Source organism: Xanthomonas sp. NCPPB 2866 (assembly GCF_041475745.2).
GTDB classification, from domain to species: domain Bacteria; phylum Pseudomonadota; class Gammaproteobacteria; order Xanthomonadales; family Xanthomonadaceae; genus Xanthomonas; species Xanthomonas arboricola.
Genome location: NZ_CM192975.1, coordinates 1,922,835 through 1,937,617, shown reverse-complemented (window position 1 = coordinate 1,937,617; position 14,783 = coordinate 1,922,835). Strand labels below are relative to the sequence as shown.

The following is a 14,783-nucleotide window of genomic DNA, read 5'->3' as shown; positions in this document are numbered from 1 at the left end:
CACCGGCATGGCCAAGTGGATTCCCTTGTGGCTGCACAGACTGAGCTCGCCGCCGACCTTCTATCGCGTGGCCGGACGCGTGCGTCCGTGGGCATTGGGCCTGGCGCTGTTGCTTGGTGCGGTGGCCGCCTACGGCGGGCTGGTGCTGGCGCCGCCGGATTACCAGCAGCACGATGCCTACCGCATCATCTTCATCCACGTACCCAGCGCCTGGATGAGCCTGTTCATCTACGCGGCGATGGGCGTATCCGCGTTCATCGCACTGGTCTGGCGGATCAAGCTGGCCGAGGTGGTGACCATGGCCTCGGCGCCGATCGGCGCGGCCTTCACCTTCATCACCTTGTGCACCGGCTCGCTGTGGGGCAAGCCGATGTGGGGCACCTGGTGGACCTGGGATGCGCGGCTGACCTCCGAGTTGCTGCTGCTGTTCCTGTATCTGGGCGTGCTCGGCCTGTACCACGCGGTGGAAGACCGCCGCCAGGCGATGCGTGCGGCCGGCTTGCTGGCATTGGTGGGCCTGGTGAATCTGCCGATCGTGCATTACTCGGTGGTGTGGTGGAACACGCTGCACCAGGGCTCTACCGTGCGCCTGCTCGGCCCCTCCACGATGAGCGCGGACATGCTGTGGCCGCTGCTGACGATGATGCTGGCGACCAAGTGCTATTACCTGGCCAGCCTGTTCGGCCGCGTGCGCGTGGACCTGCTCGCCCTGGAAAGCGGCAAGGACTGGGCGCGCCGCATCGTGCTGACGGAGCGCACCGCATGACGACCCTGCTGGCGATGGGCGGTTACGGGCAATACGTGTGGACCGCATACGCGCTGTTCGTGCTGGTGCTGCTGGCCGACCTGGCATCGCCATGGTTGCGTCGCCACCGCCTGCCGCGCGAGCTGCGCGGCCAGCTGCAACGGCAAACGCCGCGGCGCACGCGCGAATTGTCGGCAACAGCGCCGCTGGAGCGTGACGCCCCATGAACGCCACCCGCAAGCAACGCCTGTGGCTGGTGATCGGCGCACTCGCCGCTGCGGCATTGGCGGTCACGCTGATCGTGCTCGCGCTGCAGCGGAACATGAGCTACCTGTTCACGCCCAGCCAGGTGCATGCCGGCGAGGCGGCCGGCTACCGGCAATTCCGCCTCGGCGGCATGGTCAAGGCCGGCTCGATCCAGCGCGCCACCGACAGTCTCACCGTCCACTTCACCGTGATCGACAGGCATGCCGCGACGCAGGTCGAGTACACCGGCATTCTTCCCGACCTGTTCCGCGACAACCAGTCGGTGATCGCCAACGGGCGCATGCAGGGCGGGCGCTTCGTCGCCAACGAAGTGCTGGCCAAGCACGACGAAACCTATATGCCGAAGGAACTGAAGGACGCGATGGCCGAAGGCCATGTCGGCAAGCCGATTCCCGCCGCCGCGGTGCCGCTGCCTGCGCCGCGCTGATGCGGCGCGCAGCTTGTTCCTTCCCTCAATGATGCCTCTTCGCTGCACGATGCGATTCGCCCATGACACCTGAACTCGGCCAGATCGCCCTGATCCTGGCGTTACTGCTTTCGCTTGCCCAGGGCGTACTGCCACTGATCGGCGCCTGGCGCGGCAGTGGCGCGTTGATGGGCGTTGCGCGGCCGGCCGCGGTCGGTCAGGCGCTGTTCGTGTGGATGGCGTTCGGCCTGCTCGCCTGGTCGCTGCTGTCGCTGGATTTTTCGGTGCGCTATGTCGCCGACAACGCCAACATCGCCCTGCCCTGGTACTACCGCTTTGCCGCGGTGTGGGGCGCGCACGAAGGCTCGTTGCTGCTGTGGATCGCAATCCTGTCGAGCTGGACGCTGTTGCTGGCCGCCTTCAGCCGGCATCTGCCGCAGCATTTTGCCGCGCGCGTGCTGGCGGTGCTGGGGCTGGTGTCGGTGGGCTTTCTGGCCTTCATCCTGCTGACTTCCAATCCGTTCGCGCGACTGTCGCCGATTCCGCTGGATGGCAACGAACTCAATCCGGTGCTGCAGGACCCGGGCATGACCTTCCACCCGCCGGTGCTGTACACCGGCTATGTCGGCTTCTCGGTGGCGTTCGCGTTTGCGGTGGCGGCCTTGCTGGGTGGCGAACTGGAACAGGCCTGGGTGCGCTGGGCGCGACCGTGGACCAATGTGGCCTGGGCCTGCCTCACCGCCGGTATCGTCGCCGGCAGTTGGTGGGCGTACGCGGAACTGGGCTGGGGCGGCTGGTGGTTCTGGGACCCGGTGGAAAACGCCAGCTTCATGCCGTGGCTGGTCGGCACCGCGCTGATCCACACCCAGGCGGTCACCGAAAAACGCGGCAGCCTGCGCGCCTGGACCATCCTGCTGTCGATCCTGGCGTTCTCGCTGTCGTTGCTGGGCACCTTCCTGGTGCGCTCGGGCGTGCTGACCTCGGTGCATGCGTTCGCCGCCGATCCGCGCCGCGGCCTGTACATCCTGATCTTTTTAATCGCGGTGGTCGGCGGCTCGTTGCTGCTGTACGCGCTGCGCGCGCCCCGGATCGCCAGCGGCAAACCGTTCGCCGCCGCCTCGCGCGAGACCGCCATCCTGATCGGCAACCTGCTGCTCACCGTGGCGGCGGCGATGGTGTTGCTGGGCACCTTGTTTCCGCTGGTGGCCGATGCCTTCGGCCTGGGCAAGGTGTCGGTGGGGCCGCCCTACTTCGGCTTGCTGTTCCCGCTGCTGATGTTGCCGGTGATGCTGTTGCTGCCGTTCGGCCCCTATCTGCGCTGGGGCAAGGCCGAGGCGGCGCCGTTGCAGGCACTGGGCACGCGCGCCGGCATCGCCGCGGTCGCCTGTGCGCTGGTCGGCAGCCTGTTTGCCGAGGGCCAGCCCAGGGCGATCGCCGGGATCGGCGTTGCCGCATGGGTGGCGGCCGGCACCGCGCTGTACATGTACAAGCGCTGGCGCGAGATGCCGCGCGGCCGGCGGTTTCCGGCGGAAATGGCCGGCATGCTGCTCGCGCACGCGGGCGTGGCGGTGTTCGTGGCCGGCGTGCTGGTGTCGGAAAGCCTGTCGGTCGAACGCGACGTGCGGCTGTCGCCCGGGCAGACCGCCGAGATCGCCGGTTACGCCTTCCGCTTCGACGGCGTGCAACTGATCGACGGGCCGAACTGGAAGGCCGAACAAGGCAGCGTGCAGGTCAGCCGCGATGGCCAGTTGATCGCGCAACTGCATCCGCAAAAACGCCTGTACAGCAGCGAGCGCATCCAGACCGAATCGGCGATCGACCCCGGTATCACCCGCGATCTGTATGTCGCGCTCGGCGAGCCGCTGGACGACCAACACATCGAATACGACTGGACGCTGCGGCTGTACTACAAACCCTTCATCCGCTGGATCTGGGCCGGCGGCCTGCTGATGGTGCTGGGCGGCTTCGTCAGCGCCTGCGCCCGCCGGTTCCGTGCGCCGGCGCTCGCCAAGACGGCGGCGACGGCACCCGCACACCGCACCAGTGTCACCGCGCAGGAATCGCACGCATGAACCGTCTGCTGCCCTTGCTGGGTTTTCTGTTGCTGGCGGCGCTGTTCGGCTTCGGCATCTACTGGACGATGCAGCACAACCCGCGCGATGTGCCCTCGCCGTTGATCGGCAAGCCGGCACCGGCGTTCTCGCTGCCGCGGCTGGATCGGCCCGAGCAACGCGTCAGCCGCGACCAGCTGCTGGGCAAGCCCTATGTCCTCAACGTGTTCGGCAGCTGGTGCGCCGAATGCGTGCACGAACATCCGGTGCTGATGGCGCAGGCCAGCCGGCTCGGGGTGGCGTTGATCGGCTATAACTACAAGGACGCGCAAGCCGACGCCACGGCCTGGCTTGCGCAGTACGGCAATCCGTATACGTTGGTGATTGCCGACGAAGCCGGCCAGACCGCGATCGATTTCGGTGTCTACGGTGCGCCGGAGAGTTTCCTGATCGATGCGCAAGGCGTGATCCGCTACAAGCACATCGGCGTGCTCACGCCCGCGGTCATCCACGACGAGCTGCTGCCCGCCATCGCCGCACTGCCCCAGGGCACGCGGTGATGGCGGCGCGCCGGGTTTGGCGCTGGTACTGGCGCATGCAGGGCCGGCAACTGCGTGTGCTGCTGGTGCTGTTGCTGGGCGTGCTGCTTGCACCGCCGCTGGCGGCGCAGGCGGTGGACCCGCTGCCGTTCAAGAACCGCAGCGACGAAGCGCGTTATCAGCGCCTGACCGCGCAGTTGCGCTGCCTGGTGTGCCAGAACGAGAACCTGGCCGACTCCAATGCCGAGCTTGCGCGCGATCTGCGCCACCAGGTGTTCGCGCAGTTGCAGGCCGGCAGGAGCGATGCGCAGATCAAGCAGTACATGGTCGATCGCTATTCGGACTTCGTGCTGTACGACCCGCCGGTCAAGCGCGGCACCTGGCTGCTGTGGTTCGGTCCGTTGCTGCTGCTGGGTGCCGGTGCGGGCGTGGTGATCCACACCGTGCGCAAACGTGCGCGCGCCGGCACGCCGGTGGCGCCGCAACCGGAGGAAGAATGGTGATGACCGGTTTCTATGTCGCAAGCGCCGCGCTGGTGGTCGTCGCCTTGCTGTTGTTGCTGGTGCCGTTGCTGCGTCAGCCAACGCGCAAGGGCAATGCACGCTACAGCCTGCCGATTGTGCTGGTGCTCGGCTTGCCGATCGCCACGGCCGGCTTGTATCGGCTGGTCGGCGCGCCGGATGCGATCGCACGGCGTGTCTACGCGACGGCGCAACCGACAGACGCGCCTGCCGTCGCCGCGGGTGAGCAAGCCCGGGCCGCAGAGGCCAACGCCGACGTTGCGCAGGAGCAGGCGCTGGAGTCGTGGATGCAGCAAGCCAGGACCCACGAGCAGGACAACCGCCCCGCCGATGCGCGTGAGGCCTATGCGCAAGCGCTCAAAATCGCGCCGGATCTCAGCGCCGCCATCGTCGGCTGGGTGGCCGCGGACATGGCCACGCGCAGCGATTTCGCCATCGACGCCAACTCACGCAGCCGCCTGCAACAGGTGGTCGCACGCGAGCCGGACCATCAGCGCGGCCTGTGGCTGCTGGGCATCAGCGACTTTCAGCAGCAGGACTACCGCGCTGCCAGCGAGCACTGGCGGCATCTGCATGGCTTGCTCGACGCCGGCTCGCCGATGCAGAAGGCGGTGGCCGACAAGATCGCCGTGGCCGAGTCGCTGGCCAGCGCGCGGCAATTCGGGCGCGCAGCGCCCTGACGCCAACCTTGGACTGCACCCGCCTTCAAGGACACCACCACACCAGCCGATGGCAGCACCGTCGTGGTGTCAGGCGCGATTGACCGCGCACCCCGATCAGGCCGACGGCCCCAACACCTCGTGCAGCTTTCCGCTGAACTCGCCCAGCGTAAACGGCTTGGCGATCATGCTCATGCCGTCGGCAAGAAACTCGCCGCGATCGCGCGCGGTTTCCGCATAGCCGGTCATGAAGATCACCGGCAGATCCCGCCGCGACTGCCGCGCGATCTCCGCCAACTGGCGCCCGTTGAGCCCGGGCAGGCCCACGTCGGTCACCAGCAGATCGATGCGCCGTTGCGAGGCCAGGATCGGCAGCGCCGCATCGGCGTCGGCCACCACATCGGCCTCATAGCCCAATTCATTGAGCAGTTCGGTGACCAGCAGCCGCACCTGTTCGTCGTCTTCCACCACCAGCACCTGCTGGCCGCGTCCGGACACCACGGCACCGGCTTGCGGTTGCGGCGACAGCGCCTGCGGATGGAGACCGGCGGGCAGGTACAGGCTTACCGTGGTGCCCCTGCCCAGCTCAGACTCCACCCACACCTGCCCGTTGGACTGCTGCATGAAGCCGTAGATCATCGACATGCCCAGGCCGGTGCCCTGCCCGATCGGCTTGGTGGTGTAGAACGGTTCGAACACACGCTCCAGCACGTCGGCCGGCATACCCGCGCCGCTGTCGGTCACCGACACCACCACGTAATTGCCCGGCGCCAGCGTCACCCCGCGCCCGAGTTCCAGCGGCTGCGCTTGGACCTGCAACTGCCGGGTGGCGATGCGCAGCTGCCCGCCATCGGGCATCGCATCGCGGGCATTGATCGCCAGGTTGAGCAGCGCGCTTTCCAGCTGGTTTTCGTCGACATACGCCTGCGGCAGGTCGGCCTGCAGATCGGTTTCCAGATGCACCGATTCGCCCAGCGTGCGCGCCAGCAATTCCTGCAGCGATACCACCAGGTCGTTCAGATGCAGATGCCGCGCTTCCAGCGATTGCCGGCGCGAGAACGCCAGCAGCCGTTGCGTCAGTGCGGCCGCGCGCAGGGCCGAGGCCGACGCCACATCCAGAAAGCGGCCCAGCCCTTCGGTGCGGCCCTGGTCGATGCGCAGGCGCGCCAGATCCAGCGCCGACAGGATGCCGGTCAGCATGTTGTTGAAGTCGTGTGCGATGCCGCCGGTGAGCTGGCCCACCGCCTCCATCTTCTGCGCCTGGCGCAATGCCGCTTCGCTGGACTCGCGTGCCAGCATCTGCTGCTGCAGCTCGGCGGTGCGTTCGGCCACCTTGACCTCGAGCAGGCTGGCCTGCTGCTGGATCGATTCCAGCGCCAGCGCGCGCGCGGTGATGTCAGTGGCAAACACATGAAAGCCGTCCACCTGGCCGTCCGCATCCAGGCGCGGCATGTAGCGGATCTCCGCATCGCGCCGGCGTCCGTCGGCGTGCGGCCAACTGGCCTCCACCGTCAACGCCTGCCCGGCCAGTGCGGCCTCGATCCAGGCGCGGCGCTGCTGCACCATCGCCGGTCCCACCACATCCACCATGGACCGCCCGATCACCTCGGCAGGCGGGATGCCGATCCAGTCTTCATACGAGCGGTTGGCGAAGCGGTACACCAGATCCTTGTCGATGAAGGCAATCAGCACCGGCAGTGCGTCGGTGACGCGACGCAGCTCGGCCTCGCTCGACATCAGGGCCGTCTTGCTTTCGGCCAACTGCGCCATCTGGTCGCGAATCACGAACTGCTTCTGGCGCGAGCGCAACGCAGTGGAGATCGCGCTCAACAACGACGACGAGCTCAGCGGCCGTTCCAGCTCGATGACGTTGGTCACTTCCGCCGGCAGCGTGGCCTGGCGCCCGTTGTGGCTGCCGCGCGGCGCACGCAGCAGCACGAACGGAATATCCGACCAGGCGGCCTGGCTCTGCAGGGCATGCGAGAACTGACGCAGATCCCCGCCCACCGCTTCCTCGGTCAACACCACCACGCCGGAGGCATCGAGCAGGTCGTCCGCCAGCGCAGCCAGCGACCCATACACCCGGCGCGTCAGTCCGCGCTGACCGACGATGCCGGCAATGCTCTCCGCATCGCGGCCGAACGGCGCGATGATGTGGACGATGGACCCATCCGGGTCACAGGTAGTCAAGTGGACGATCCAGCAACGGCGTGTCGTCCCCAACAAAATGCGGAGTACCGGTCAGCACGCCGTGGAATTTCTCCAGCGGCTCGCTCAGATGGATACCGCCCGTCCCGATGCGCAACTCGCGGATCGAATCCTCATGCGCGCCACTGCGGTTCTTGATCACCGACACGGCCTTGCGGATGCGCCCCTGAGCCTCGAAGAAGCGGAACAGGATGACGGTGTCGGCCATGTAGGAGATATTGAGGTTGCCGGTGGACATGGTGCCGACCAGGCCGTGCTGCGGATTGACCAGGAACGTGGTCACGCCGCTCTGGTTGAGGTAGGACAGCAGCTCGTGCATCTGCAGCATCAGCTGCTTTTCCTGCGGCATCGAGGTGAGATAGCCGTTGAGGCTGTCGATCACCAGCACGCGGCAGTTGCGCTGTTCCACGCTGGCGCGCACCGCCCAGGCGAACTCGCCCGGGGTCAGCTCGGCCGGATCCATCTGATGCAGTTCCAGCAGGCCCGCGTCCAGATACTTGCGCAGATCCATGCCCAGGCTCTCGGCACGCGTCAGCAAGGTGCCGGTGCGCTCGTCGAATTCCAGGATGCAGCAATGCTCGCCGCGCTCGCAGGCAGCGGTCACGTATTGCAGCGCGATATTGGTCTTGCCCGAACCGGCAGGCCCGGTCAGCAGGGTGCTGGTACCGCGCAGCGGCCCCCCGTGCAGCAGCGCATCGACACGCGCCACGCCACTGGACACCGCATCGCCGATGAACGGCACATGGTGATCGGAGGCGATCAGCCGCGGAAAGATCCGCATGCCGCCGGTGGTGATGGTGATGTCGTGGTAGCCGGCGATGAAATCCACGCCGCGCAACTTCTGCACCTGCATGCGCCGCCGCGCCGCGCCGAAATCCAGCGTCATGCGTTCCAGCGAAATCACCCCATGGCACAGGCTGTGCAGATGCGCATCGCGTTCGCCGTTCTCGCCGGTGAGGTCATCGACCAGGAACACGGTGATGTTGCGCGGCGCAAAGAACTGCTTGAGCGCCAGCACCTGACGCCGGTAGCGCAGCGAATCCTGCGCCAGCAGGCGCAACTCGGACAACGAGTCGAACACCACACGCGTCGGCTTGACCCGGTCCACTTCGGCCTGGATCAGCTTGATGGTGCCGTCCAGCTCCATTTCCCACGGATGCAGGATGGACTGCTGGCGTCCATCGCCCAGAAACGCTTCGGCCGATGCCAGCTCGAAGATATGCAGCGCCTCCAGCGACCAGTTGTGCGAGGCGGCCACTTCGTTGAGCTCGTCGATGGTCTCCGACAAGGTCACGTACAGGCAGCTCTCGCCCTTGGCCGCGCCATCGAGCAGGAACTGCAGCGACGCGGTGGTCTTGCCCGAGCCCGGCTGGCCCTCCAGCAGGTACAGGCGGTTGGGCGGCAGGCCGCCGCGCAGGATGGTGTCAAGCCCCGTCGTACCAGTCGTAATGCGGTTTGCGATCATCGGCTTCAGATTTTCCATAGGTTTAAATTTATCACGGGCGCATCACTGACCGCTGCGCACCACTGAATCGATCAGCTTGCTTGGCGCGAGCTGAGCCCCCGCGATATCGGTAGCGTGCTGTGACCTGCGCCGCGCTTTATGACAGTTCCGACACGTTCGTCACGCGCGTGGGCCTAGCGTTGCACCTGAAGTGCATCGCATGGTTGCGATCGCTCGAGGACTGCGGTGAACCACGCATCATGTAACGCCCGTATCTTGCTGGTCGAAGACGACGATGCCATTCGTGCGATGACCGCAGATATCCTGGGTGACGAGGGCTACCAGGTCATCGCGTCGCCAGACGCCGAGCAGGCGCTGGAGCAGCTCAACCAGGCGCGTCCGTTCGATCTGCTGCTGTCCGATATCTGCCTGCCCGGTATGAACGGGCGCGACCTCGCCGACAATGCGCGCCGTCTGTATCCCGCCCTGCCCATCGTGTTCATGACCGGCTATGCCGGGTCCATCGCCAAGCGTGCGGATTTTCTCGATACCGGCATGCGTCTGTTGACCAAGCCGTTTTCGTTGCGCGACCTGCTGGGCATCGTGCAGACCGCGCTGTAAGCAACCCCGACCCAATCATCGCCAAGCCTGCACGCAGGCCTCAGTGCGATTTGCGTTCCAGCAACTGCGCCACGCGACGTTCCAGGTCCACGGCCAGAAACGGCTTGGTCAGCACCTCCATGCCGTCCTCCAGTTGCCCGGCGCCCACCGCCGCGGTTGCCGCGTAGCCGGTGACGAACAGCACCGGCAGCGTCGGCCGCGACTGCCGCCCCGCGTCGGCGACCTGACGTCCGTTCAATCCGCCGGTTAGGCCGACGTCGGTCACCAGCAGATCGATCGTCTCCTGCGAGCGCAGGCGCTCCACTGCGGCGCTGCCTTCGGCGGTCTCGATGACGCGGTAGCCCGCTTCGCTCAGCACTTCGGACATCAGCACGCGGATCGCGGTTTCGTCTTCCACCAGCAGTACCGTGCAGCTTGGCGCGGTGGAACGCAGCGGTTGCTCGGTCGCCGGCACTGCCTCGTCCTGCGCCAGCACACCATCGAAGCGCGGCAGGTACAGCGCCATGGTGGTGCCGACGCCCACCTCCGAATCGATGCGCACGTGGCCGCCAGACTGGCGGGTGAATCCGTAGATCATCGACAAGCCCAGACCGGTGCCCTGCCCGATCGGCTTGGTGGTGAAGAACGGCTCGAACACCTTGGACATCACATCGGCGCTCATGCCGGTGCCGGTGTCCTGCACGCTCAGGCACACGTACTCGCCGATCGGCAGGTCCAGCTGCTGGGCGGCGCCGGCGTCCAGCACCCGGTTGGCGACGGCGATGGTGAGCTCGCCGCCATCGGGCATCGCGTCGCGCGCGTTGATGCACAGGTTCAATAGCGCGTTTTCCAGCTGCGGCGCATCCACCAGCACCTTCCACGGGTCGGCTGCAGGGCGCAGCTGCAAGGCGATCGAAGGCCCCAGCGTGCGCGCGATGATGTCGTGCATGCCCTGCACCAGTGCCTGCACCTCCAGCGCGGTCGGCGCCAGGGTCTGCCGGCGCGAAAACGCCAGCAGCCGCTGGGTCAGTGCGGTGGCGCGCGCGGCGCTGGACTGCGCCATTTCCACATAGCGCTCCAGGCGGTCGTACTTGCCCTGTTCGATGCGCGTCTGCAACAGCTCCAGACCGACGCTGATCGCCGTCAGCAGATTGTTGAAGTCGTGCGCCAGCCCGCCGGTCAGCTGGCCGACCGCCTCCATCTTCTGGCTCTGGCGCAGCTTTTCCTCGGCCAGCAGCAGCGCCGCGCTGCGTTCGCGCACGCGCTCTTCCAGCGTTTCGGTCAGTTGGCGCAGCTGCTGTTCGGCCAGCCGCTTGTCGGTGATGTCGGCCGCGGTGCCGAACCACTCCACGATCTGCTCGCGCTCGTCCAGCAAGGGGATCGCGCGCATCAGGGTCCAACCCACCCGCTGATCGGCATCCAGCACGCGGTATTCCACGTCCAGCCCGGTCTTGTTGACGATCGAATGCGCAATGGCCTCGGCCAGCCGCGCGCGATCGTCCGGGTGCACCATCTCCTGCTGCCAGTTCAAGCTTGCCGAGAGCGCATCGCTCAGCGCCCCCTCGCCAACCAGCTGGCGAAGCTCGCGCCAGTCGGCGCTGGCCGAGAAGATCGACTGCGAGGACGCGCGCACCAGCGCATCCAGCCGGCGCTCGCTCTCGCGCAGGGCTTCGCTGGCCAGCCGCTCGGCGGTGCGGTCGCGCAACACCTTGACAAAGCCGATCGCCGCACCGGTTTCGTCGCGCAGCACCATCAGCGACCCGTTCGCCCAGAAACGCTGGCCGGACTTGCGTACATGCCAGCGCTCGTCCATGCCGCTGCCGCTTTCCAGCGCCGCCGCCGCCTCGATCAGGATCTGCCGGCGCTCCACATCTTCCGGGGTGAAGGTGCGCTCCAGGTTCTGGCCCAGCATCTCGGCCTCGCTCCAGCCCAGAATGCGCTGCGCGCCCTCGTTCCAGGACGTGACCAGGCCGTGCAGGTCGGTGGCGATGATCGCGTAGTCCATCACGCTGTCCAGGATCTGCCGGTTGCGCACTTCCGCCTCGCGCACCGCGCGTTCCAGGCCGATGCGGTCGGTGATGTCCAGGCCCTGCACGAAGATGCCGGAGACGGTGCCATCGGCACCGGCGATCGGCTGGTAGACCAGATCCAGCAGGCGTCGCTCCACCGGGCCGCCCGGCGCAGCCTGCACGTTATAGGCCAGCGCATTCGCCGCATAGGCACGCCCGGACTGATACACCTCGTCCAGGCGATGCAGATGCCCCTGCTCGACCAGATCCGGCAGGGCCTCGGCCAGCGGCTTGCCGATCACGTCGCGGTGCCCGATCAATCGCGAATAGCACGGGTTGGCGAACTCCACCCGATGCTGCGGACCGCTCAGAAACGCCATGAACATCGGCGCCTGCTCGAACAACCGGATCAGCCGCTCGTGCTCATCGGCAAGCCGGTTTTGCGCCACCTTGCGGTCGGTGACTTCGTTGGTGACGCAGAACGCGCCGCCCACACGCCCATCGTCCAGATAGATCGGCGAGAACGAGAATGTCCACCAGGTGTCTTCCGGCGTGCCGTAGCGGTTCATACCGATCGGCACTTCCTCGAAGCGCGAGGCGCGCCCCGCGAACGCGGCCTCGATCGGCGCACGTACCGCCTCCCAGGCATCGGCCCACAATTCCCGCAGCGGCGCACCCAGCGCATGCGGCTGCCGCGGCCCAAGGATCGGCGTATAGGCATCGTTGTAGAAAAAGGTCAGCGCATCGCCCCACACCACATACATGCTTTCCGGCGAGCTGAGCATCAGGCTGACCGCATTGCGCAGCGGCGACGGCCACTGCGTGGTCGGCCCCAGCGGTGTTGCGGCCCAGTCGTAGGCGCGCACGGCCTGCGCCATGGCGCTGTCGCCATACGGAAACGGCGCGCTCACGTGGTGCCCAGGCGCGCTGCCGCCCGGCGGCAGTCGTCATGCGGACAATGCGCAACGCGGTGCGCGGACGGCTTACCAATCACCCAAACAAGCATCTTTGACGAACCATTGAAGAAGAACCAGGATCAAACGCCGCGCAGCGCCGGCTGGCAGGAACGGAACGGGCCGAGATGCCGGCCGGACCTGCCAGCGCCATCCGGCGTTGCCGGTGGCGCCCTGCAAGGCGTGCAGCGCCCGCCTACGTTACAACACTCAGGTGACGATGCCTGCCGACTGCGCGCCGGCCCCACCATGGCGTGTTGGCGCGGCAGCCGGCATGGGTGCCGCGCCGCGGCGCGCCGGCGATGCCCGGCGGTGCGCGTGCCCGGATAAAATCGCGAAATGGCCCAACGGCGTGGCACGATGACGCAAATGCAGGATCGCGATGCACTCATTCACCCGCTGGCTGCGGTGGCCCCGGGGTATCTGGCCAACCATGCTGCACGGGTCTTCAACCGTCTGGTGGATGCGCAACTGCGCCCGCATGGGATGTCGCTGGCACTGCTCGGGCCGATCATGCTGCTGTCCTGGAAAGGGCCGATGCTGCAACGCGACCTGGTGATCGACTCGGCGGTGAAGCAGCCGGCAATGGTGGCCCTGCTGGACAAGCTGGAGGGCCTGCAGCTGATCGAGCGCGCCCCGGCGCCGCAGGACCGCCGCGCCGCAGTGGTCTCGCTCACGTCGCGCGGGCGCAAGATCGCCGAGATCGGCGGCAAGATACTGATCGATCTCAATGCCGATGCGCTGAAGGACTTCTCCCCCGAGGAGGCGCAGCAGACTGTTGCATTCATGCAGCGCCTGATCGCCAACCTGGAGCAGCGCGACCAGGACATGTAATATCACTCCTGATATTTCTTCTTTCGGGTGATCTGTCATGCCGCGTCGCATCCTCATCACCGGCGCAAGCGTCGCCGGCAACACCGTGGCCTGGGCGCTCGCCCGGCAGGGATTCGACGTCAGCGTCGTCGAGCAGGCCGCGCAGTTTCGCGATGGCGGCCAGAACATCGACGTGCGCGGGGTCGGCCGCGAGGTCCTGCAGCGCATGGGCCTGGAGCAGGCCGCACTCGATCACGGCACCGGTGAGGAAGGCACCGCCTGGGTCGACGACCACGGCCATGCGGTGGCGACCTTCAAGACCGACGACATCGATGGCGATGGCCCGACCGCAGAGCTGGAAATCCTGCGCGGCGACCTCGCCCGCCTGCTCTACGACGCCGCCCGCCAGACGGCCGAGTACCGGTTCGGCGACCGCATCGCCAGCATCGACGACGACGGCGAGGCTGCCACCGTCCGCTTCCAGAGCGGACGCAGCGAGCGCTTCGATGCCGTCATCGTCGCCGAAGGCGTCGGCTCGGCCACACGCGAGCTGGTGTTTCCCGGCGAGAACGACCCGCGCTGGATGGATCTGACCATTGCCTACTTCACCATCGCACGCACCGCCGACGACGACCGCCTGTGGCGCTGGTATCACACCACCGGCGGGCGCAGCATCTCGTTGCGCCCGGACCAGCACGGCACCACGCGCGCGATGCTGTCGCTGCAGAAAGCCCCCGAGGGCGAGCAGGACTGGGACGTGGCGACCCAGAAGGCCTATCTGCGCGAACGCTTCGCCGACGCCGGCTGGCAGGCTGCGCGGGTGCTGGACGGCATGGACACCACCGACGATTTCTACTTCGATGCCTTGCGGCAGGTGCGCATGCCGCGCTGGCACGCCGGCCGCGTCGTGCTGACCGGCGACGCCGCCTGGTGCGCAACCCCGCTGGCCGGCATCGGCGCCACTCTTGCGGTCACCGGCGGCTACGTGCTGGCCAACGAGATCGCACGTGCCGCGACGCTGGAACAGGCCTTCGCCGCCTACGCCGACGCCATGCGGCCGATGGTGGAACAGGGCCAGGGCGTGCCGAAGATCGGCCCGCGCCTGATGAATCCGCACAGCCGGCTCGGCATCCAGCTGCTGCACGGCGCATTGAAATTCGCCAGCCAACCCAGCATCCAGAACATTGCCGCCAAGCTGATGACGCCGTCGATGAAGGCGCCGGATCTGTCGCGCTATGACTGAGGCCGCCTGGATGGCGGCCGTGCTGCGGTGGCGGCACGATGCATGCTGATCGACGCCCGCCATCGGCCGCAGCACCGGCGCCGCGGCCGTCTCCACGCCTCGGTCATTTGCCGTGCCTGAATCCGCTTCTGCCCCGGCGCTGACCGGCACCAAAGCGCTGCGCTGCGGCCGCGACCGCTGGCTTGCGTCCTGATCGCCATGGCCTGACGGCATTGCGACGCCAACCGTGGATGAATCCTGCCACCGCAGGCGGTTTCATTTCCGCTGACGCAGGCCGATAACGAACAGGTCGAGACATCCTTCGTGCAGCGGCAACGCTGCCGAC

At 67.1% G+C, this 14,783-nt stretch carries 13 protein-coding genes; 10 read left to right on the top strand and 3 right to left on the bottom strand.

From position 1 onward, the window contains the following. The first annotated feature begins 7 nt into the window (after positions 1-7). The 7 genes from ccmC (at position 8) to ACCQ04_RS08350 (ending at position 5,209) form a co-directional block, all read left to right on the top strand. On the top strand, positions 8-766 hold the full coding sequence (gene ccmC, locus ACCQ04_RS08380) for a heme ABC transporter permease CcmC (protein ID WP_024940344.1): 759 nt from the start codon (positions 8-10) through the stop codon (positions 764-766). Then, a complete protein-coding gene (gene ccmD, locus ACCQ04_RS08375; protein WP_226426448.1) occupies positions 763-972 on the top strand; it encodes a heme exporter protein CcmD in 210 nt (69 codons plus the stop codon). The genes ccmC and ccmD overlap by 4 nt, the downstream gene beginning before the upstream one ends. Beyond that, entirely contained in the window at positions 969-1,439 is a 471-nt protein-coding gene (gene ccmE / locus ACCQ04_RS08370) for a cytochrome c maturation protein CcmE (protein ID WP_024940342.1), read from the top strand. Before ccmD ends, ccmE begins: the two co-directional genes overlap by 4 nt. Positions 1,440-1,501: 62 nt before the next feature. Next, positions 1,502-3,490, top strand: coding sequence for a heme lyase CcmF/NrfE family subunit (locus tag ACCQ04_RS08365; protein ID WP_226426449.1), 1,989 nt, complete (start codon positions 1,502-1,504; stop codon positions 3,488-3,490). Continuing rightward, positions 3,487-4,029 carry a DsbE family thiol:disulfide interchange protein gene (locus tag ACCQ04_RS08360; protein ID WP_226426450.1) on the top strand — a complete coding sequence of 181 codons (543 nt, stop codon included), beginning with the start codon at positions 3,487-3,489 and terminating at the stop codon, positions 4,027-4,029. The genes ACCQ04_RS08365 and ACCQ04_RS08360 overlap by 4 nt, the downstream gene beginning before the upstream one ends. Beyond that, a complete protein-coding gene (locus tag ACCQ04_RS08355) occupies positions 4,029-4,511 on the top strand; it encodes a cytochrome c-type biogenesis protein (protein WP_226426451.1) in 483 nt (160 codons plus the stop codon). Before ACCQ04_RS08360 ends, ACCQ04_RS08355 begins: the two co-directional genes overlap by 1 nt. After that, positions 4,505-5,209, top strand: a complete 705-nt coding sequence (locus ACCQ04_RS08350) for a tetratricopeptide repeat protein (protein WP_226426452.1) — start codon at positions 4,505-4,507, stop codon at positions 5,207-5,209. Before ACCQ04_RS08355 ends, ACCQ04_RS08350 begins: the two co-directional genes overlap by 7 nt. 96 nt (positions 5,210-5,305) lie before the next feature. Here the strand turns inward: ACCQ04_RS08350 and ACCQ04_RS08345 are convergent, their stop codons facing one another. Then, entirely contained in the window at positions 5,306-7,378 is a 2,073-nt protein-coding gene (locus ACCQ04_RS08345) for a PAS domain-containing hybrid sensor histidine kinase/response regulator family protein (RefSeq protein WP_184614265.1), read from the bottom strand. Beyond that, positions 7,365-8,879, bottom strand: coding sequence for an ATPase domain-containing protein (locus ACCQ04_RS08340; protein WP_160954980.1), 1,515 nt, complete (start codon positions 8,877-8,879; stop codon positions 7,365-7,367). The genes ACCQ04_RS08345 and ACCQ04_RS08340 overlap by 14 nt, the downstream gene beginning before the upstream one ends. Positions 8,880-9,116: 237 nt before the next feature. Here ACCQ04_RS08340 and ACCQ04_RS08335 point away from each other — a divergent pair, with 237 nt between their 5' ends. Then, a complete protein-coding gene (locus ACCQ04_RS08335; RefSeq protein WP_016903378.1) occupies positions 9,117-9,461 on the top strand; it encodes a response regulator in 345 nt (114 codons plus the stop codon). A gap of 40 nt (positions 9,462-9,501) precedes the next feature. On the opposite strand, the gene ACCQ04_RS08330 is transcribed toward ACCQ04_RS08335, so the two are convergent. After that, the gene (locus ACCQ04_RS08330; protein ID WP_255618510.1) at positions 9,502-12,327 is read right to left on the bottom strand and encodes a hybrid sensor histidine kinase/response regulator; all 2,826 of its coding nucleotides are present in this window, start codon (positions 12,325-12,327) and stop codon (positions 9,502-9,504) included. Between the two features lie 444 nt (positions 12,328-12,771). On the opposite strand from ACCQ04_RS08330, the gene ACCQ04_RS08325 reads away from it, so the two are divergent. Both ACCQ04_RS08325 and ACCQ04_RS08320 read left to right on the top strand, forming a co-directional pair. Further along, a complete protein-coding gene (locus ACCQ04_RS08325; RefSeq protein WP_046345906.1) occupies positions 12,772-13,236 on the top strand; it encodes a MarR family winged helix-turn-helix transcriptional regulator in 465 nt (154 codons plus the stop codon). Positions 13,237-13,273: 37 nt separating this feature from the next. Next, positions 13,274-14,458 carry an FAD-dependent monooxygenase gene (locus ACCQ04_RS08320; protein ID WP_226426454.1) on the top strand — a complete coding sequence of 395 codons (1,185 nt, stop codon included), beginning with the start codon at positions 13,274-13,276 and terminating at the stop codon, positions 14,456-14,458. Positions 14,459-14,783 lie beyond the last annotated feature (325 nt).

Coding starts and splice junctions, on each gene's coding strand:
- ccmD (WP_226426448.1), top strand. CDS start 763: ATGACGACCCTGCTGGCGATGGGCGGTTACGGGCAATACGTGTGGACC.
- ACCQ04_RS08330 (WP_255618510.1), bottom strand. CDS start 12,327: ATGGCGCAGGCCGTGCGCGCCTACGACTGGGCCGCAACACCGCTGGGG.
- ccmC (WP_024940344.1), top strand. CDS start 8: ATGGCCAAGTGGATTCCCTTGTGGCTGCACAGACTGAGCTCGCCGCCG.
- ACCQ04_RS08340 (WP_160954980.1), bottom strand. CDS start 8,879: ATGGAAAATCTGAAGCCGATGATCGCAAACCGCATTACGACTGGTACG.
- ACCQ04_RS08365 (WP_226426449.1), top strand. CDS start 1,502: ATGACACCTGAACTCGGCCAGATCGCCCTGATCCTGGCGTTACTGCTT.
- ACCQ04_RS08325 (WP_046345906.1), top strand. CDS start 12,772: ATGCAGGATCGCGATGCACTCATTCACCCGCTGGCTGCGGTGGCCCCG.
- ACCQ04_RS08350 (WP_226426452.1), top strand. CDS start 4,505: ATGGTGATGACCGGTTTCTATGTCGCAAGCGCCGCGCTGGTGGTCGTC.
- ACCQ04_RS08355 (WP_226426451.1), top strand. CDS start 4,029: ATGGCGGCGCGCCGGGTTTGGCGCTGGTACTGGCGCATGCAGGGCCGG.
- ccmE (WP_024940342.1), top strand. CDS start 969: ATGAACGCCACCCGCAAGCAACGCCTGTGGCTGGTGATCGGCGCACTC.
- ACCQ04_RS08360 (WP_226426450.1), top strand. CDS start 3,487: ATGAACCGTCTGCTGCCCTTGCTGGGTTTTCTGTTGCTGGCGGCGCTG.
- ACCQ04_RS08320 (WP_226426454.1), top strand. CDS start 13,274: ATGCCGCGTCGCATCCTCATCACCGGCGCAAGCGTCGCCGGCAACACC.